Here is a 17471-nt window from a genome sequence, read left to right as displayed (position 1 = left end):
CCTTCCTTGGCCGAACGTGTTTCGAGGCCCAAAACTCGTGCCATACTTGGCCTCATGCGGTTGAATTTCCTATCCGTCGTGGACAATGCAGCCGAGCAGACCATGCCCGCAATACAACACCGCCTGCTTCCGTTGCCCTGCGAACCAGTGCATGCGCCGCCGGACATTCGGCCCTGGATGGCGCCCTGCTTGGTCCGCACCCCGTCCGCCTCCATCCCAGGGGCCGTGCCATGACGGTGCTGAGCCTGTCGATGGTGGTGCTGGCGGCACTGATCCACGCCACCTGGAACCTGCTGGCCAAGCGTGCCGCCCATGCGGGCACGGCCTTCGTCGGCGCCAGCACCGTGGTGGCCTGCGTCGCCTACCTGCCCTGGGTGGTGTGGCAGCTCATGCATGGCGGCATGCCCATCAACGCGCCGGTCGTGGCCTGCATCGTGGCCAGCGGCCTGCTGCACCTGGTCTACAGCATGTGCCTGCAGAAGGGCTACCGCGTGGCCGATCTGTCGGTCGTGTATCCGGTGGCCCGCGGAACCGGACCGCTGCTGTCCTCGGTCGGCGCCTTCGTGCTGCTGGGCGAGGTGCCCTCGCTGCACGGCCTGCTGGGCCTGGCCGCCATCGTGCTGGGCATCGGGCTGATCTGCACCGACGGCCACCTGGCCATGTTCCGCAAGCCCGGCGCCCTGGCCGGCGTGCGCTGGGGCGGCGCCACGGGGGCCCTCATCGCCGGCTACACCGTGGTCGACGCCTGGGGCGTGAAGGTGCTGGGCGTCGGACCGGTGGTGCTGGACTGGTTCTCCAACCTGGTGCGGCTGTGCGTGCTCGCGCCCTGGATGCTGCGCAACCGCGCAGCCACGGTGGCGGCCATGCGCGGGCACTGGTGGCTGGCCGTGGCCGTGGGCCTGCTCTCGCCGCTGTCCTACATCCTGGTGCTGGCTGCGCTGGAGATGGGCGCGCCGGTCAGCGTGGTCGCGCCCACGCGCGAGATGTCGATGATGGTCGGCGCGCTGTTCGGCATGCTGGTGCTGCGCGAGCGGGTGGGCCCGGGCCGCGCCGCGGGCTGCGTGCTGGTGGTGCTGGGCGTGGTGCTGCTCAGCGGGGCCGTGTGAGAAGCTGTGCACCGGGCCCTCGCGGCCACGCGAGAGGCGGGATCGGCCGGTGCAGGCCCGAAGGCACGCGCGCCGACCAATCCCACACCAGCACCTGGGCGCGACAATCCCCGCCGTGCCGACCAGCCGCGCCGACGGCCGCGCGATGGCGCAACGCATCCTGCGCCGCGGCCCTGCTGCTGGCCTACCTTCATCGGAGCAAGCCCCTATGACTTCCTTCATCGTCGTGCTGAACTGCGGCTCGTCGAGCATCAAGTTCGCGCTGTTCGACGCCACCGGCACGGACCGCCACCCCGCCTGGAACGGCAAGGTCCAGGGCATCGGCGGCCCGGCGCCCGACTTCGGTGCCACCACGGTGCCGGTGCGGCCGGTCGACCTGGGCAGCGAGCAGCCCTACACGCGGGCGCTGCAGACCATCCGCGAGGAGATCGTGCGCTGGCTCGACGGCCGCTCCGTGGCGGCGGTGGCACACCGCGTGGTGCACGGCGGCGCCCGCTACCTGGCGCCGCAGCGCGTGGACGCCCAGGTGCTGGCCGAACTCAAGGCCCTGGTGCCGCTGGCGCCGCTGCACCAGCCCTTCGCGCTGGAGGCGATGGAGATCCTGCTGCGCGAGCAGCCCGGGCTGCCGCAGGTGGCCTGCTTCGACACGGCCTTCCACCGCAGCCTGCCGCTGGTCGAGCAGGTCCTGCCCCTGCCCTACGCGGCCTTCGAGCGCGGCCTGCGCCGCTACGGCTTCCACGGCCTGTCGTACGAGTACATGGCCGTGGCGCTGCAGGAACGCCACGGCGCGCTGGCACGCGGCCGCACCGTGGTCGCCCACCTGGGCAGCGGCGCCAGCCTGTGCGCCATGCAGGCGCTGCAGAGCGTGGCCACCACCATGGGCTTCTCGGCGCTGGACGGCCTCATGATGGGCACGCGCACGGGCGCGCTGGACCCCGGGGCCGTGCTCTACCTCATGGAGATCGAGAAGCTTTCGCTGCAGCAGGTGGGCCGTGTGCTGTACCACGAGTCGGGCCTGCTGGGCGTCTCGGGCATCTCGTCCGACCCGCGCGTGCTGCTGGAGCGCGAGGCCGACGCGCCGCGCGCCGCGCTAGCGCTGGCGCTGTACGTGCGCCGCATCGTGCGCGAGGTGGGCGCGCTGGCAGCGGTGCTGGGCGGGCTGGACCTGCTGGTCTTCACGGCCGGCGTGGGCGAGCACAGCGTGGTGCTGCGCCAGCGCATCTGCGCGGCGCTCGACTGGCTGGGCGTGGCGCTGGACGAGGATGCCAATGCCCGCAACGCCAGCGTCATCTCGGCCGCCGCCAGCCGCGTGCGTGTGGGCGTGGAGCCGACCAACGAAGAGTGGGTGGCGGCGCGCCATGCGCAGGAGGTGCTGGCCCTGGGATGAGAACCATCGGGATGTCCATGCCGCTGCGCCGTTGCTGCATCGCCTTGTTCGCCGCAGTGCTGGCGCTGCTGGCCGGCTGCGCGCAACTGCCTTCGCTGGAGGGTCGCAGCGCGAGCCGGCTCGACCCGGACACCGCGGCCACGCGGCTGGGCCGCGCCGTGCGCCAGGCCGCTGCGCTGCAGTCGCCCGGGCACTCGGGCACTCGGGCATGTTCCTGCTCGACCAGGGCCGCGACGCCTTCGCCACGCGCGTCTTGCTGGCCGAAGCGGCCGAACGCACGCTGGACGTGCAGTACTACATCTGGCGCGACGACATGTCGGGCCGGCTGCTGTTCGAGGCGCTGCGCCGCGCAGCCGACCGCGGCGTGCGCGTGCGCCTGTTGCTCGACGACCTGGGCAGCGCGGGCCTGGACGCCACCTTGGCCGACCTCGACGCCCACCCGCGCATCGAGGTGCGGCTGTTCAACCCCTTCGTCCAGCGGCGCTTCAAGCCGCTGGGCTTCGTGACCGACTTCGGGCGCGCCAACCGGCGCATGCACAACAAGTCGTTCACGGCCGACAACCAGGCCACCGTGGTCGGCGGCCGCAACGTGGGCGACGAATACTTCGGCGCCGAGGTCGACACGCTGTTCGTGGACCTGGACGTGCTGGCCATCGGGCCCGTGGTGCAGGCCGTCTCCGAGGATTTCGACCGCTACTGGGCGAGCGGCTCGTCCTATCCGCTGGCCTTGCTGCTGGACGCGGCCGACGCCACGCCGCCGCCGCCCAAGGACCTGCAGAACCTGCCCGACCGCACGCGCCAGTACCTGGACGCCGTGGCGCGCTCGTCCTTCGTGGCCGAGCTGCTGGCAGGGCGGCTGCCGCTGCACTGGGCGCCGGTCGAATTCGTCAGCGACGATCCGGCCAAGGGACTCGGACAGGCGGACGATGCCGACCTGATGTTCGCGCGCACGGCCCGGCTGGTCGACACGCCTGCGCACAGCCTGAAGCTGGTATCGCCCTACTTCGTGCCCACGGCGCGCGGCACGGCGCTGTTCGAGAAGCTGGCGGCCCGCGGCGTGGACGTGGCCATCCTCACCAATGCGCTGGAGGCCACGGACGTGGCCGTGGTGCACGCCGGCTACATGCCTTGGCGCGTGCCGCTGCTGCGCGCCGGTGTGCAGCTGTACGAGATGCGGCGCGAAGCCGACACGCAGGCGCCGGACGCCAAGCTGCGCCTGGGCAGCAGTTCGGCAGAGAGCCTGCACGCCAAGACCTTCGTGGTCGACCAGCGCCAGTTGTTCGTGGGATCGTTCAACTTCGATCCGCGCTCGGCCCGGCTCAACACCGAACTGGGCTTCGTCATCGACAGCCCGGCGCTGGCCGCGCAGCTGGACACCCAGCTGCGCGAGAAGGCCAGCGCGCGCGGCTACCAGCTGCAGTTGAGCCCGCATGGCCGACTGCAATGGCGCGACGGCCGCAGCGAGCCGCCGCAGCTGCTGGAACGCGAACCCGGCGCGCCGCTGTGGCTGCGGCTGGGCCTGCGCCTGCTGTCCTGGTTGCCGATCGACTGGCTGCTGTAACCCTAGATTCGGCAGTTGGATGCGCCCGATGGCGCCGTGATCGGCGTGCCAGGCAAGGCGCGACGACGCGGCGCACTTCTGTGCGCAAGGAGGAGCAACGCGGCATGGCGCGGCGAGCGCGGTGCCGGCGGGTGCATAGCGTCCTCACCTCGAAGGTGAGAGCCATCGAAGACGCTCGCTTCAGTGTCCATGCGGTGTTTCTGAAGGTGGCGAGCGGTCAACTGCCGAATCTAGGGCAACTCAATCCAGCCGGATCGGTGGCCGCACGCGCGCCTGGATGCGGTCGGCCAGCCACAACAGGCCGCCGCGCCAGAAGCCGTGCAGCCGTGCCTGGTGGCTGCGGTACAGCATGGCATGGCTCAGCTGCGCCAGGCGCCCGCGGATGATGCCGCCGTCGAAGAAGCCGAACTGGCCCAGCGATCCGAACGCATCGTAGTCGGCCAGCGACACCAGCGCGCCGAAGTCGCGAAAGCGGAACGGCGGTACCGTGGCCCCGGCCGCCAGCACCTGCGGCAGGTGGCGCACCAGGTGCTGGGCCTGCTGGTGGGCCACCTGGGCCGTGGGCGGCAAGGGCCGCTCGCTGCCGGGCAGCGTCAGGCTGGCGCAGTCGCCGACGGCGTAGATGGAAGCGTCGCGCGTGGTCTGCAGCGAAGGATGCACCAGCAGCTGGTGGTTGCGGTTGGTCTCCAGGCCGTCCAGGTCGGCCAGCACCGCCGGCGCCTTCACGCCGGCGGCCCAGACCTTGAGCGAGGCCCGCAGCAGGCTGCCGTCGGCCAGCTCGAAGCCCTCGGCCAGCGCCGCTTTGACCTGCGTGTCCGTGCGCACGCGCACCCCGAGCGCGCGCAGACGCCGCAGCGCGGCCTCGGAGATGTCCTGCGGGAACGAGGCCAGCAGCCGCGGCCCGGCCTCCACCAGTGTGATCGTGAGCCGCTCGCCGAGACCCGTGGCGCCATAGGCCTCGGCGGTCTCGGTCAGCTGCACGAGTTCGGCCGCCAGCTCCACGCCCGTGGCGCCACCGCCGACGATGGCGATGGACAGCGGCTGCCCCATGGCCACGCACTGCAGCATGCGCAGCCGCACTTCGCGGCTGAAGGCATCGGCCTGCAGCCGCGAATCGATGGCATGGCAGTGCTCCGCCACGCCCGGCGTGCCGAAGTCGTTGGCCTGGCTGCCCAGGGCCAGCACCAGAACGTCGTAGGGCAGCCTGCGCGCAGGCACGAGCAGGCGGCCGTCCTCGGCATGCAGCGGCGCGACCAGGACCACGCGCTGCGGCCGGTCCAGGCCACTCAGCGCACCGGGCTGGTAGACGAAGCCCGCGTCGCGCGCCTGGGCCACGAAGGTGGTCTGCTGCTGGGCGATGTCGCGCGTGCCGGCCGCGATGGTGTGCAACATCGGCTTCCAGACATGGGCGGCATCGCGGTCCAGCAGCGTGACCGTGGGCGCGCCCGGCCGGGCACGCCAGCGCCGGCCCAGCGACGTGGCGATCTCCAGGCCGGCGATGCCGCCGCCCACGACCAGAACGCGGGCGCCGGGTGTGTCGGGTGTGCCGAATGCGGTCGTGTTCATCGGACCATTACAGCACCGGCCACGGCGCCAGGGCCTGCAGGCGCGCACGCCGCAGGGGATTGCTGCGGCGCCGTCCTACGCCGCTACGGCGTGCGCCGCACCCGCTTGCGCCACGGCCTCGCGCAACAACCACGCCTGCAAAGCCTCGCGCTCCATCGGCTGCGCGATGTGGTAGCCCTGGCCCTCGTGGCAACCCATGTCCACCAGGGCCTGCAGCGTGTCCGCATCCTCGATGCCCTCGGCCAGCACCTGCAGGCCCAGCCGGCGGCCCAGCTGGGCCACCGTCTCGGCGATGCGGGCGCTGCGGGCCTGGCGCAGCTGGCGCACGAAGCCACGGTCGATCTTGATGCGGTCCAGCGGCAGCCGCTCCAGGTAGCTCAGCGAGGAGTAGCCGGTGCCGAAGTCGTCGACCGCGATGCTGATGCCCTCGGCACGCAGCGCCGTCAGCGTGGACTCCAGCAGCTGCGTGGGCAGCACGGCGGCCGACTCGGTGATCTCCAGCTCCAGGTGCCGGCCCTGCAGGCCGTGCTCGGCCAGCGCGCCGCGCACGGTCGCGAGGAAGGCCGGGTCGCGCAGCTGGGCCACGGCCACGTTGACCGCCATGCGCCGCGGCGCGCAGCCCTGGTCCAGCATGGCGCGCATGGTGGCGCAGGCCGTGGCCAGCACCCACTGGCCCAGCGGCACGATCAGGCCGGAGTGTTCGGCCACCGGGATGAAACGGTCCGGCGGCACCAGCCGTCCGTCGGCGGTGCGCCAGCGCAGCAGCGCTTCCAGGCCCACGAGCGCCTGCGTGCGCAGGTCGCGCTGCGGCTGGTAGACCAGGTACAGGCGTGCCTGGTCGATGGCCGCGCGCAGCTCGGACAGCAGCAGCGCGCGCTCGCGCGCCTCGGCCCCCATCTGCTCGGCGTAGCGCAGCTCCTGGCCACGGTGCTCGCGCTTGGCGCGCTGCAGCGCGATGGTCGCGTCCTTGAACAGGTCCACACCGGTCTGGCCCGCGTCGGCCAGCAGCACGTAGCCGCAGGTCAGCGAGACCTTGTGCGGCACGCCGTCCAGCAGCAGCGGCTGGCGCACACAGGCCAGCAGGCGCTGGGGCAGCACCTGCGCGCGGCTGCCCAGCACGCCGAAGGTGTCCGACCCCACGCGCGCCAGCAGCACGCCCGGCGGCAGGGCCTGGGCCAGTTGCTGCGCCACCGCGCGCAGCAGCCGGTCGCCGAAGCGGTGGCCCATCACGTCGTTGGTGGCGCTGAAGTCGTCGATGTCCAGCAGGGCCAGGATGTGGTCGCGCGCGCCGCGGCGCGCGCATGCGTCCACCTGCTCGGTGAAGTGCGCGCGGTTGGGCAGGGACACCAGCGCGTCGTGGTAGGCGGACTGGTGCAGGCGCTCGAGCAGGCTGCGGTTGTGCCGCAGCGTGCGCAGGTGGGCGCAGAACACCTCCAGCAGGCGCGGCTCCGGCGCCTCGCGCAGCGCGGGCGCGTGCACGTAGACCGCCATGGCCTGGCCGGCGTGCTGCCCCATGGGCAGGGCCAGACCGCCCGACGCACCACCGTGGGCGGGCAGGCCTTGCACCAGCGCGCGGTGCAGCAGCAAGGCGGCGTTGGAGGTCTGCAGGCGGCGCCGACGCGCGGCGAAGTCGCCGGTCGCGGCCAGAACACGGCAGCCGCTGGCGGCGCCCGTCTCGCGCACGCAGACCAGGCCCTGCGGCGCCACGCCCAGCAGGCCGGCCAGCTGGGTGATCACGGCCGCCGCGAAGCCGCGCAGGTCGGTCTGCTCCATCAGCGCCGCGCCCGATTGCACGATGCGCGCCAGGCTGCGCCGGTTCGCATCGATGCGGCAGTGCTGCACGTAGGCACGCACCGCGCCGGCCAGCACCGCGCGCAGACGCTGCGGCGACAGCTCCGCCTTGCGGCGGTGGTCGCCGATGTCGTGGCGGGCCAGCATCGGCAGCGCGAGCGAGCGGGCCTCGGTGCGCAGCACGATGCGCATGTTCACGCGGCCGGCCTGCTGTCGCGCGAAGCCGGCCAGGCCGCCGGACGCGGCGCCGCCCAGCAAGGCGTCCAGCAGCAGCACCGCGAGATCGTCCTCCTGCAGCAACAGGTGGCGGGCCCGTGCCGCATCCTGTGCATGCAGCACGACCACGGGCCGCCCGAACAGTACCAGTCCCTGCACGGCAGCACGGGCCGCTGCATGCACCTGCAGGTCGTGGTCGGCCACCAGCACGCGCCAGGCCGGCGACTGCTCCGTGCCGCGGTCGGCGCCCGCCCGCTCAGCCTGGCTGCACATGCAGGTCGTTGCCGGCATGTGCCACGCGGTTGCGTCCTCCGCGCTTGGCGGCGTACAGGGCTTCGTCGGCCAGCATCTTTGCCCGCGGTTGAAGGAACTCAAACAGCGCCACCTCTTTGTGCCACGCGGCACCAAAGTGCCCGCAGAAATCGCTGCGGTGTGCGAAGCCAATGTCGACGTCGCTTTGATCGAAAAGCATTGGGATAGTCTGGTGCACCTGGCAGCCTCGGTCATGAGCGGACATGCCAGTGCGGTGGCAGCTCTTGCGCGGTTCGGTTCTGCCGCCCAGGGCGATCCAATCTATGAGGCTGGCGTGCAATTGGGGCGGTTGCTGCGTACGGCGTTTTTGGCTGACTACTTTGTCAAGGACGCTTTCAGGAACGAGTTGCGCCGGGTGCTCAATCGGGGCGAGGCTGTTAACGCCCTCAAGCGCGCCATTTATACCGGCCGGATCAGCCCGGCGCAGGCCAAACGTGTCGATGAAATGCAGGCTGTGGCCGATGCGTTGAGCCTGATGGCCAACATCGTGATGGCGTGGAATACCTCACAGATGCAGGCGGTCCTGGATCGCTGGTCGAACCGCCGCCAGGTCATTCCACCGGAACTGATCGGGAAGATTGCGCCCACCAGGCTGGAGAGCATCAACTTGCGGGGTGTGTTTCGCTTCCCGGTTGACCGCTATGCTGACCAAATCCTGCCTTCGCGGCCAAATGCATCGATAACTGGCACCAATGGATGAAACCGACCACGGTTTGACGCCACGAATCGCAGATTTGAAAGTGAACAGGAAAGTCAATGAAATCAACGATCTACCAACACCACCTCCGCGCCAGTGCTAGCTTTTCGTACCGTCACTTATTGCACTGAAAACGAGGAGACCCCTCACCGGGCCGGTGGCCCTCGCCGCTGGGCTTTGCGGCCCTGACGGGCCTTCCTGGCCCGTTTCCGGGGCCTTCCCTGCCCTGCCCCACCGGCGCGGCCGTTGTGGACAGTTTCGGGACAAGTCGGCCGAGGCCGGCCGGCGCAGCCCTGACGTTGACACTTGAGGGGCAGCGGGGCCGGCGCGATGTTGACACTTGGGGGGCAGCGGCCGATTTCGGCCTGGTCGAGCCGTCCAGGCGGCCGCCGAGGCGGCCTAAGTGCCTGATCGGCATGGAGTTATCCACCGAAGTTGTGGATAACCCTGTTAGGAACCCTGCCCCGGTATTGACACTTGAGGGGCGGCCCTACTGACACTTGAGGGGCGCGGTTCTTGACACTTGAGGGGCAGCGTATTGACACATGGGGGGCTTATCCATTGACACTTGAGGGGCGGCCTCTTCGCGCTTTTCCTTGGCGTGACAACGGTTTACGCGCGTTTTTCGGTCATGCTAACCAGGTTTTTAACCGTCTTTATAACCTTTTTATATAACCAGGTAGTTTTAACCAGAGGCTGGCGAAAAAAACGGCAACACGGCCCAAGCTACCGCGCAGCATGACCGGCCGCCGAAGGGGGGAAACCCCCCTTCTCGATCCCACCCGGCCGCAAGCGGCCTCCCATCCCCCCAGGGGCTACGCCCCTCGGCCGCCTTGCGGCCTCACCCCACAATGGAGCGCCTTCGGCGCTACGGCTTAGGAGAGCCAGGCGCAAGCGCCTGGCGGAAGGCAGTAAGTTCGAGAGCTTGCGAGGGGGCAAAGCCCCCTCACACTCCCCAACCAGGTCGCCGCGGTTCGACCGGCCGCGCGATCCTCAAGCATCGCAGCAGCTCCACCGCCGCAGGTTTTACGCCAAGGAAGGGGGTCGGCCAGCTCGGCCGGTGGCGCGGAAAGCGCCCCTCAAGTGTCAATGAAACGTGAGACGCGGGGCCAGGCCCGCGCCGATCACAAGCCGAGTTCGGAGTGAGAGCCGAGGCGCACCAGGCGCAGCGTGTCGGCGTCGGGCTTCTGGTAGATCAGCACCAGGTCGGGCTTGACGTGGCAATCCCGGTGATCCTTCCAGTCCCCGGTCAGCGCGTGGTCGCGGTGCCGAGGTTCCAGCGGCTGGTCGTCGGCGAGCGCGACCAGGACGGGCACCAGGTCGGCGTCGAGCGTGGCCCGGTGCTGCCCTTTCGCCTCGCGCTTGTAGTCGCGCTTGAACTGGCCGGTGCGCTCAATCTGCCGCATGCAGATCGGCCATCAGATCGTTGACGGTGGCGAAGCGCGGCAGCTTGCCCTTGCGGGCTTCCTTCATCGCCTCGATGGTGGTGGCGTTCGGAATCAGCGGCTCGAAGGGCAGCGCCTTGTCCTGGGCCACCTTCGTGAGCAGCAGCCGCACCGCGTCGGACACGGTAAGGCCCATCGCGGCCAGGACGGCCGCCGCTTCTTCCTTGATCGCGCCGTCGATGCGCGTTTGTACGAGCTGGTTTGCAGCCATGATTGGTTCTCCGGTTGGGTTCGTGAATTACATTGTAATGCACGCCAAGGGAAAGGGCAAGGTTTAGCGGCTAAAACGTTTAGCTAAAGTGCTTGACGATTAGGACATTTTGCCCTAATATAGCACTTGAAGGCCGGGCATTTCGCCCAGGTCAACTACCGGAGAAAGTCCGATGAACACCCAAGAGCAACCCGTTACCGCTTCCCTGGTCGCCGAGGCCCAGCGCCTCGACTTCCTGCCCGCCTACTTCGGCCCGCGTCTGATGATGCGCGGCGAGGCCCTGGTGTATGCCTGGCTTCGCCGGCTCTGCGAACGCTACAGCGGCGCGTATTGGCACTACTACACCTTGTCGGACGGCGGTTTTTACATGGCCCCCGACCTGGCCGACCGCCTGGAGATCGAGGTGGACGGCAACGGCTTCCGAGGCGAGTTGTCGGCCGACGCCGCCGGCATTGTCGCAACCCTGTTCGCGCTGGGTCAGCTCGCGGCCGAGGCCGCCGACACGGACGCCGGCGATGCCCTGATCGACCGCTATCACTTCCTGCGCGGCTTCGCAGCCAGCCACGCCGAGGCGGCCGCGATCTACCGGGCTATTGACTGATGAGGGGCGGCCCCGGCTTCGGCCGGGGCTTCCAGGAGGCGACCATGACCAGGAACAACGCTCCCCAGGCACCGACGAACAGCTACGCGACGGACGGCAAGTGCCACAACGCCGAGCCGGGCACCTACGGCCACGAATGCGGCAAGCCGGCCGCATGGATCGGCACGAACCACAAGGGGTTCAGCTCGGGATTCTGCGACGACTGCAAGCGCCACGGCTACGAAGCCCGCGACGTGATCGCGTGGCGGCGTGCTGACACTTGAGGGGCCGGCCGATGGCGAAGAAACGCAAGACGCCGGCCCAGCCGGGCCAGGACTGGAACGCGCCGGCGGCCGAGCTGCTGGCCGAGCTGCCCACCGACCGCGACGAGCTGCTGGCCGCCGCCGTGGCGGCCGTGGTGGAGATCGACGCGGCGATCATGCGCGGTGACGGTGCGGCCGCCGAGGCGGCCAGCGACCGATACGAGGCCGTCATCTGGAAGATGAACGGCGGAACGCACGTGGGCAGCATGGCCGACCACGACGCGCCCGGCCAGGTCATCGAGCGCCATTGCGCGGCGGTGCCTGGCGACGTGCCCTTGTGGGGCCAGCGCGGCCAGTTCCTGGTCGCGGATGGCGACATGCGCGCCCTGGTGGAGTACGAGGCCGGCTACGGCGGGCCGCTGGGTGCCCACTTCCAGTTCCACGTCATCGACCTGGACAGGCCGTTTATCTCCGAAACGGGCTACCGCTCGCACTTCGACACGGCGCAGGGCTGCATGACGGTGGACGAGGTTGCGCGCGGCATCCTGGCTGCGCAGCGAGCCGAGAAGAAGCGCCCGGTGATGGTCGAGGCCAGCTACCGCGACCGCCTGGCCGATGCTCCCCTGCCCGCTTGGCTGGCCGGCTTGGAGCCGCCGGCGCGGCGCGCACCGGCGACCGTCCTGGTGCCGCCGGGGTTCGTCCTGGTCGATGTGGTGCTGCCCTCGCATCGGGCCTTCATCGCCAGGCGCTGGGCGGCCGAGGCCGCGACCAGGATCAAGGCGGCCAGGGCCGCCGGGTTGGACGCCAAGGGAAAAATCACCGGCGCAGGCCCGGAGCGAGATCCCGCATCGCCAGAAACGACGATGACCTGCAGCATCGTCAAAGCCGACGATGCCGAGCCGGGCGAGGGCGGGCCTGTATCGCCGGAAACAACGATGCCGCGAGCGAGCGCGGCAACCTGCAGCATCGCCAGGAATGGCGATGGAGGCCCGGCCGACCTGGTGGAGTTCAAGCCCGGCCAGCGGTGCGAGATCGTGAGCGTCCATCACCCGGTTTTCGACCGCTACATCGGCAAGCGCATCATCATCGTGAAGGTGCATCCCGACACCCGCCAGGTGTGGGCGCACGACGACAGGCCGGTAACGTACAAGACCAATCGCGCAGGCCGGCGCGTGGTCGATTCAGACCCGAGCTGCATCCAGTCGATCTACGGCTTCGACCAGTTGCGGCTTATCACTTGACCAGGAGAACGAACGAATGACGAACGACGCCAATATCCGGCTGGAGTGCTTGAAGCCGGCCGAACGCTGGGCGCAACCGACCGGCGAGGAAGTCCGAGAGGTGCTGCGCCTGGCCGGGTTCAGCGGCAGCAAGGCCGCGAAGGCGCTGGGGCTGGGCGCGAAGGGCGACCGCACGATCCGCCGCTGGATCGGCGAGGACACCCCGATTCCCTATGCGGCATGGGCGATCCTGTGCGACCAGGCCGGGCTGGGCGTGATCTGGAAAGAGGATTGACGCCAAGGGAAAGGTTTTAGCGGCTAAAGTTTAGCCTTCGGATTCCGGTAAAGCGAAAAAAGTTTAGCTAAAGTGCTTGACAGGTTAGGGCATTTTGCCCTAATATAGCACTTGAAGGCCGGGCACATTGCCCAGGTCAACTACCGGAGAAAGTCCGATGAGCGACAACAAGATTATGCCCTGGATTGACGAGCTGGAGGGCGCGGCAGCGACCGACTTCCCGGCCCGCCGTGACGAGATCGCGGCCATGATGGCCGAGGCGGCCGAGCTGGTGTGCAAAGCCGAGGAACTGCGCGGCAAGGCGTACTTCGCCGGATGCTCCCTGGAGGGGCAGGCCAAGGGCCATTGGTCGATGGAAGCCGTCGAGCAGGCCAAGCGCCGGGCCGGCTGGTAAGAGCACATGGCCCGGTCGGCAACGGCCGGGCCTATCGAGGACGCCAAGAAGGAGTATTGCGTGAGCCGAGGCAAGATCAAGGGCGGCCCCAGGTGGAGGAACGCCCCGGAGTGATCCGGGGCGCTTGGCCTGGTGCTGGCACACCGTAACCATGCTTCCGAGTGGGAGCACCCAGCATTCAACACGTAAGCGCGTGGAGGGTCAAGCTATGTCCAACATCATCAAGTTCCCCAAGGAGATCGAGCAGCCCGCCGCGCCCGCGCCGGTGGAGCCTGCCGCCGCGTCTGCTGCCCCCAACAAGGCCCCCGGTGCTGGCCTGCTGGCCGGCCTGGTCAAGTTCGTATGGGTGGCGACCGTGCTGGTCTGGCCGATCCTCAAGTGGGTGCTGTCGATTGCCACCTTCTTCCAGTTCGTGCGGATGCTCTACCACTGGAACACGCCTGGCGTGTATGCCGGTTGGTCGTTCCTGGCGTACTTCGCGGTGCTGACCGCGATCACCTACTTCGTTTCGATCTACAAGCCGAAGGGGCTTTGACATGAAAAAACAGACCCTACCCTACCCGCCGGGATTCGTGGAGCCGAACACCGGCCGGGTGGCCGTCCTGGTGCGCGAGTACGCGGCCAGCGACTTGAACGGCGATGCGCCGGCCTATTGGTACAGCGCGCAATCCGAGGAATGGGGCCTTGACCCCTGGCGACTGGTGGAAGGCGTCGATCCGCACACCGCCGGCGGTCAGTTCGACGTGTGCTTTGCCAACGGTTCGAGCCGCACGGTCGGCCCGCTGATGACGTTCTTCATGAGTGCCGCTGACGCGGCCAGGTTGAACGCCAAGAAAGAAGATCACGCGCCCATTTTTAGCCGCTAAAACGCTTGACGCGGGCGGCGAGTTTAGCTAAACTTCTGCACATGGTCGGCGGCTGGCACCGCCTTTTGTTCAACAACCGGGTGTGGAGTTTATATGGGTGTTCTCCATGAAGAAACGGCTAACCGAAGCCCAATTCCAGGCGGCGATCAAGGGCCTGGAGATCGGGCAACAGACCATCGACATAGCGCGCGGCGTGCTGGTCGATGGAAGGCCCCAGGCCGAGTTTGTGGCCTCGCTGGGGCTGACCAAGGGGGCGGTATCGCAAGCGGTCAGCCGCGTGTGGGCAGTGGCGGGGGAAGTGCTCCCGCAGGGCTTCGAGCGGGTGACGGCGGTACTGCCGGAGCATCAAGCGTTCATCGTCAAGCGTTGGGAAGCCGACGCCAAGGGAAAGAGGAAACAGGAACCCAACTCATGAAAACACTGGTCACGGCAATTCAGAAAGGCGGTCAAGGCAAGACGTTCGCAACCTGCCACCTGGCGTTCGACTTCCAGGAGCGCGGCCTTCGGGTTGCAGTGATCGACCTGGACACCCAGGGCAATGCGAGCTGGACGCTGGCCGGCCACGACTCGGGCTATCCCGCCAGTCGCATGTTCACCGCCGGCGGCGACGAGCTGCGCGCCTGGTTCGCTGACCGGGAGGATGACGGCCTGGCGCTGATCGCGGCAGACGCCAACCTGGCGAACCTGGACAAGATGGAGCTTTCCCAGGCGGCCGCCGCGCTGCGGGCCAGTGTGGCCGCGCTGGGCGAGTTCTTCGACGTGTGCCTGATCGACACGGCCCCCTCCCTTGGCGTCGCCATGACGGCGGCCGTGCTGACGGCCGACTACATGCTGTCGCCCATCGAAATGGAGGCGTACAGCTTGCAGGGCATGAAGAAGATGGTCGCGGTCATCAGCAACCTGCGCAAGCAGAACCCCAAGCTGCGCTTCCTCGGCATGGTGCCGAACAAGGTGGACGCGCGGAAGCCGCGCCACGTCAACAACCTGGCGACGTTGCAGCAGGCATACCCGCAGCTCATCTTGCCGTTCAGCATCGGCGCGCGTGACAGCATCGCCGAGGCGCTGGGCGAGCAGATGCCGGTGTGGAAGATCAAGAAGACCGCCGCGCGGAAGGCCACCCAGGAGGTGCGTGCGCTGGCGGATTACGTGTTCACGAAGATGGAGATCGCGCAATGAGCGCCAAGACCAACGCCAAGAAGAAGGAGCAGGACAAGCCGCAATCGTCCGGGCTGGGCCTGGACGGGCTGGGCGACCTGGCCGGCCTGCTGAACGAGCAGCCGGCGGCCAACGCCGGCGGCGCAGGCCCGCAGGAGCTGCCGCTTGACCTGATCGACGAAGACCCGCACCAGCCGCGCACGGCCGACAACCCCGGCTTCTCGCCGGAGAGCATCGCGGAGATCGGCGAGACGATCAAAGCGCGCGGCGTGAAGTCGCCCATCAGCGTGCGCGAGAACCCGGACGCACCGGGGCGCTACCTCATCAACCACGGCGCGCGGCGCTATCGCGGCTCGAAGTGGGCGCACAAGACCACGATCCCGGCCTTCATCGACAACGACTACAACGAGGCCGACCAGGTTATCGAGAACCTGCAACGCAACGAGCTGACGGCGCGTGAGATCGCCGACTTCATCGGCCGCGAGCTGGCGAAGGGCAAGAAGAAGGGCGAGATCGCCAAGGAGATCGGCAAGTCGCCGGCCTTCGTCACGCAGCACGTCACGCTGCTGGACTTGCCCGAACCCATTGCCGAGGCGTTCAATAGCGGCCGGGGCAAGGACGTGACTGTCATCAACGAGCTGGTGACGGCCTACAAGAAGAACCCCGACGAGGTGGCCGCCTGGCTGGCCGACGACAGCCAGGAGCTGACGCGCGGCTCGGTGAAGCTGCTGCGCGAGTTCCTGGAGGACAAGCGCAGTCACGAGGACGGCGACCGTGATCCCAACACCGTCGATGCGCTGACCGGCAAGACCGACGCCGAGGCCGGCGACGGCGAGCAGGGGCCGCAGGATGATGACGCCAAGGGGAAGAAGGAGCCGAAGGAGGCCGACCCCGACAAGCTCAAGAAGGCCATCATCCAGGTCAAGCACGACGACCGGCCGGCACGGCTGATCCTCAACCGCCGGCCCCCGGCCGAGGGCTGGGCCTGGCTCAAATACGAGGATGACGGCCAGGAGTTCGAGGCCGACCTTGGCACCGTGCAGCTTGTCGCGCTGCTGGAGGGCTGACACGCCCAGCGCCGGGCATCGCCGACCACCGACCCCCACCCATCGCCCCGCCATCGAGCGGGGCTTTTTTTGCCCGCGTTTTAGCCGCTAAAAAAAGTTCAGCTAAACCGCTTGCGTAGTGTTGTATGTTGTAGTATGCTTCACGCTACAACATACAACCGGCCAAAGGAGGCCCGACATGGCGATCTCGAAGGAGCAGATATTTGCGGTGGCCGACGAACTGGACGCGGCCGGCCAGAACCCCACGCTGGCGAACGTGCGCAAGCAGCTCGGCAGCGGCAGCTTCACCACCATCAGCGAGGCGATGAACGAGTGGCGCGCACGCAAGGCCAGCCAGGCCGCCCCGATCCGCGAGCCGGCACCGCAGGCGATCACTGACAAGCTGGCCGAGCTGGGCGGCGACTTGTGGGCCGTGGCGCTGGAAATGGCGAACAACCGCCTGGCCGCCGAGCGCGAGGCGCTGGAGGCCGTGCGCCAGGAGACGGAAGCAGCGCGCCAGGAAGCCGCAGAGCTGGCCGACCAGCTCACCGGCGAGCTGGACGAGGCCAAGGCCCGCATCGCGGCCCTGGAGGCCGTCGAGGCGGCCGCCAAGGGCGAGGCCGACGAGCTGCGCGGCAAGCTCGCGGCGACCAGCGAGCGCGCGGCCACGGCCGAGGCCAGGGCCGGCGAGCTGCGCACGGAGCTGGATCACGCCCATCAGGAAGCCCGCCAGGCGCGCGCAGAGCGCGACAAGGCCCAGGAGAGGGCCACGGCCAGCGCCGACCAGGTGGAGGCCCTGCGGGCCGACCTCGCGGCCGCGAACAGCCGTACCGCCGAGATCGAGCGCCGCGCCGGCGAGCTGCGTGCCGACCTGGAGCGGGCGAACCAGGCGACCGACCAGGCGCGCGCCGCTCAGGCCGAGCAGCGGAAGGCCACCGAGGCGGCCGCCGCCGAGCGCGACCAGGTGCGCGCGGAGCTGGTGAAGGTGCAGGCCAAGGCCGAGGCGGCCGAGCAGGCCCACCAGGAGCAGCGCAAGGCGATGGCGGCCGAGGCACACCGCCAGGCCGAGCGGCTGACCGCCGCCCAGGGCGAGCGCGACCAGGCGAAGCGCGACGCTGCCCAGGCCCGCGAGGAAGCGGCCGGGCTTCGCGGCCGGCTGGAGGCCCTGGAAACCGTCATGGCGCAAGGCCGGGCGGCCGATCCGACCAGCGGCGGACGCAAAAAGACCTGATAAATCGGTTGGTTTTCCTTAAAATTACCCTGGAACCCTGACAAAACGCACAACCCGGCCGCTGGGAAGAGCCGGCCTCGCTTTGCCGAGGTCGGCTTTTTTGTTGGAGCGCGGCTTGCATGGGGCCAC

At 68.9% G+C, this 17471-nt stretch carries 18 protein-coding genes and 1 pseudogene; 15 read left to right on the top strand and 4 right to left on the bottom strand.

From position 1 onward, the window contains the following. The first annotated feature begins 230 nt into the window (after nt 1-230). From NCR98_RS23805 to NCR98_RS23795, 3 genes are all read left to right on the top strand, one after another. Nucleotides 231-1106: an EamA family transporter gene (locus NCR98_RS23805; protein WP_047748381.1), complete on the top strand. Its 876-nt coding sequence runs from the start codon at nt 231-233 to the stop codon at nt 1104-1106. Nucleotides 1107-1314: 208 nt separating this feature from the next. Next, entirely contained in the window at nt 1315-2493 is a 1179-nt protein-coding gene (locus tag NCR98_RS23800) for an acetate/propionate family kinase (protein ID WP_047748382.1), read from the top strand. Nucleotides 2494-2701: 208 nt separating this feature from the next. Beyond that, nucleotides 2702-4054, top strand: coding sequence for a phospholipase D family protein (locus NCR98_RS23795; protein WP_186437271.1), 1353 nt, complete (start codon nt 2702-2704; stop codon nt 4052-4054). A gap of 240 nt (nt 4055-4294) precedes the next feature. On the opposite strand, the gene NCR98_RS23790 is transcribed toward NCR98_RS23795, so the two are convergent. Both NCR98_RS23790 and NCR98_RS23785 read right to left on the bottom strand, forming a co-directional pair. Continuing rightward, on the bottom strand, nt 4295-5620 hold the full coding sequence (locus NCR98_RS23790) for an NAD(P)/FAD-dependent oxidoreductase (RefSeq protein ID WP_250527495.1): 1326 nt from the start codon (nt 5618-5620) through the stop codon (nt 4295-4297). Between the two features lie 75 nt (nt 5621-5695). Beyond that, nucleotides 5696-7900, bottom strand: a complete 2205-nt coding sequence (locus NCR98_RS23785; RefSeq protein WP_047748384.1) for a putative bifunctional diguanylate cyclase/phosphodiesterase — start codon at nt 7898-7900, stop codon at nt 5696-5698. A 67-nt stretch (nt 7901-7967) separates the two neighbouring features. On the opposite strand from NCR98_RS23785, the pseudogene NCR98_RS23780 reads away from it, so the two are divergent. Further along, a pseudogene (locus NCR98_RS23780) lies at nt 7968-8639 on the top strand (Tn3 family transposase); the annotation flags it as partial. A 1121-nt stretch (nt 8640-9760) separates the two neighbouring features. On the opposite strand, the gene NCR98_RS23775 reads toward NCR98_RS23780, so the two are convergent. Then, on the bottom strand, nt 9761-10042 hold the full coding sequence (locus NCR98_RS23775) for a type II toxin-antitoxin system YafQ family toxin (protein WP_011114071.1): 282 nt from the start codon (nt 10040-10042) through the stop codon (nt 9761-9763). After that, nucleotides 10029-10292 carry a type II toxin-antitoxin system RelB/DinJ family antitoxin gene (locus tag NCR98_RS23770; protein WP_011114070.1) on the bottom strand — a complete coding sequence of 88 codons (264 nt, stop codon included), beginning with the start codon at nt 10290-10292 and terminating at the stop codon, nt 10029-10031. The genes NCR98_RS23775 and NCR98_RS23770 overlap by 14 nt, the downstream gene beginning before the upstream one ends. Nucleotides 10293-10464: 172 nt before the next feature. Between NCR98_RS23770 and NCR98_RS23765 the strand changes: the two genes are divergently transcribed. The 11 genes from NCR98_RS23765 (at nt 10465) to NCR98_RS23715 (ending at nt 17342) form a co-directional block, all read left to right on the top strand. Next, nucleotides 10465-10893: an antirestriction protein gene (locus NCR98_RS23765; RefSeq protein ID WP_011114069.1), complete on the top strand. Its 429-nt coding sequence runs from the start codon at nt 10465-10467 to the stop codon at nt 10891-10893. Between the two features lie 44 nt (nt 10894-10937). After that, nucleotides 10938-11156, top strand: a complete 219-nt coding sequence (locus tag NCR98_RS23760) for a hypothetical protein (RefSeq protein ID WP_012478187.1) — start codon at nt 10938-10940, stop codon at nt 11154-11156. A gap of 11 nt (nt 11157-11167) precedes the next feature. Then, entirely contained in the window at nt 11168-12376 is a 1209-nt protein-coding gene (locus NCR98_RS23755) for a hypothetical protein (protein ID WP_011114068.1), read from the top strand. 16 nt (nt 12377-12392) lie between these two features. Continuing rightward, the gene (gene korC, locus NCR98_RS23750; protein WP_011114067.1) at nt 12393-12650 is read left to right on the top strand and encodes a transcriptional repressor KorC; all 258 of its coding nucleotides are present in this window, start codon (nt 12393-12395) and stop codon (nt 12648-12650) included. 157 nt (nt 12651-12807) lie between these two features. Next, on the top strand, nt 12808-13044 hold the full coding sequence (kleA, locus tag NCR98_RS23745; protein ID WP_011114066.1) for a stable inheritance protein KleA: 237 nt from the start codon (nt 12808-12810) through the stop codon (nt 13042-13044). Between the two features lie 208 nt (nt 13045-13252). Further along, nucleotides 13253-13579, top strand: a complete 327-nt coding sequence (kleE, locus tag NCR98_RS23740; protein ID WP_011114065.1) for a KleE stable inheritance protein — start codon at nt 13253-13255, stop codon at nt 13577-13579. A 1-nt stretch (nt 13580) separates the two neighbouring features. Further along, nucleotides 13581-13910, top strand: coding sequence for a DUF2761 domain-containing protein (locus NCR98_RS23735; RefSeq protein ID WP_011114064.1), 330 nt, complete (start codon nt 13581-13583; stop codon nt 13908-13910). A gap of 106 nt (nt 13911-14016) precedes the next feature. Then, nucleotides 14017-14325, top strand: coding sequence for a transcriptional regulator KorA (locus NCR98_RS23730; RefSeq protein WP_011114062.1), 309 nt, complete (start codon nt 14017-14019; stop codon nt 14323-14325). Beyond that, complete coding sequence (locus NCR98_RS23725; RefSeq protein ID WP_011114061.1) at nt 14322-15086, top strand: ParA family protein; 765 nt, start codon at nt 14322-14324, stop codon at nt 15084-15086. Before NCR98_RS23730 ends, NCR98_RS23725 begins: the two co-directional genes overlap by 4 nt. Further along, nucleotides 15083-16132: a transcriptional repressor gene korB gene (locus tag NCR98_RS23720; RefSeq protein WP_011114060.1), complete on the top strand. Its 1050-nt coding sequence runs from the start codon at nt 15083-15085 to the stop codon at nt 16130-16132. Before NCR98_RS23725 ends, NCR98_RS23720 begins: the two co-directional genes overlap by 4 nt. Before the next feature lie 178 nt (nt 16133-16310). Further along, a complete protein-coding gene (locus tag NCR98_RS23715) occupies nt 16311-17342 on the top strand; it encodes a DNA-binding protein (protein ID WP_011114059.1) in 1032 nt (343 codons plus the stop codon). Nucleotides 17343-17471: the final 129 nt, after the last annotated feature.

This window comes from Caballeronia sp. GAWG2-1 (assembly GCF_023631405.1).
Taxonomy (GTDB): Bacteria; Pseudomonadota; Gammaproteobacteria; order Burkholderiales; family Burkholderiaceae; genus Caballeronia.
The sequence above is the reverse complement of the archived record's forward strand: the minus strand, read 5'-3'. Positions and strand labels throughout refer to the sequence as shown.

Bases quoted from the DNA above. Each gene is read 5' to 3' on its own strand.
- NCR98_RS23805 (WP_047748381.1), top strand. From the start codon at position 231: ATGACGGTGCTGAGCCTGTCGATGGTGGTGCTGGCGGCACTGATCCAC.
- NCR98_RS23800 (WP_047748382.1), top strand. From the start codon at position 1,315: ATGACTTCCTTCATCGTCGTGCTGAACTGCGGCTCGTCGAGCATCAAG.
- NCR98_RS23795 (WP_186437271.1), top strand. From the start codon at position 2,702: ATGTTCCTGCTCGACCAGGGCCGCGACGCCTTCGCCACGCGCGTCTTG.
- NCR98_RS23790 (WP_250527495.1), bottom strand. From the start codon at position 5,620: ATGAACACGACCGCATTCGGCACACCCGACACACCCGGCGCCCGCGTT.
- NCR98_RS23785 (WP_047748384.1), bottom strand. From the start codon at position 7,900: ATGTGCAGCCAGGCTGAGCGGGCGGGCGCCGACCGCGGCACGGAGCAG.
- NCR98_RS23775 (WP_011114071.1), bottom strand. From the start codon at position 10,042: ATGCGGCAGATTGAGCGCACCGGCCAGTTCAAGCGCGACTACAAGCGC.
- NCR98_RS23770 (WP_011114070.1), bottom strand. From the start codon at position 10,292: ATGGCTGCAAACCAGCTCGTACAAACGCGCATCGACGGCGCGATCAAG.
- NCR98_RS23765 (WP_011114069.1), top strand. From the start codon at position 10,465: ATGAACACCCAAGAGCAACCCGTTACCGCTTCCCTGGTCGCCGAGGCC.
- NCR98_RS23760 (WP_012478187.1), top strand. From the start codon at position 10,938: ATGACCAGGAACAACGCTCCCCAGGCACCGACGAACAGCTACGCGACG.
- NCR98_RS23755 (WP_011114068.1), top strand. From the start codon at position 11,168: ATGGCGAAGAAACGCAAGACGCCGGCCCAGCCGGGCCAGGACTGGAAC.
- korC (WP_011114067.1), top strand. From the start codon at position 12,393: ATGACGAACGACGCCAATATCCGGCTGGAGTGCTTGAAGCCGGCCGAA.
- kleA (WP_011114066.1), top strand. From the start codon at position 12,808: ATGAGCGACAACAAGATTATGCCCTGGATTGACGAGCTGGAGGGCGCG.
- kleE (WP_011114065.1), top strand. From the start codon at position 13,253: ATGTCCAACATCATCAAGTTCCCCAAGGAGATCGAGCAGCCCGCCGCG.
- NCR98_RS23735 (WP_011114064.1), top strand. From the start codon at position 13,581: ATGAAAAAACAGACCCTACCCTACCCGCCGGGATTCGTGGAGCCGAAC.
- NCR98_RS23730 (WP_011114062.1), top strand. From the start codon at position 14,017: ATGAAGAAACGGCTAACCGAAGCCCAATTCCAGGCGGCGATCAAGGGC.
- NCR98_RS23725 (WP_011114061.1), top strand. From the start codon at position 14,322: ATGAAAACACTGGTCACGGCAATTCAGAAAGGCGGTCAAGGCAAGACG.
- NCR98_RS23720 (WP_011114060.1), top strand. From the start codon at position 15,083: ATGAGCGCCAAGACCAACGCCAAGAAGAAGGAGCAGGACAAGCCGCAA.
- NCR98_RS23715 (WP_011114059.1), top strand. From the start codon at position 16,311: ATGGCGATCTCGAAGGAGCAGATATTTGCGGTGGCCGACGAACTGGAC.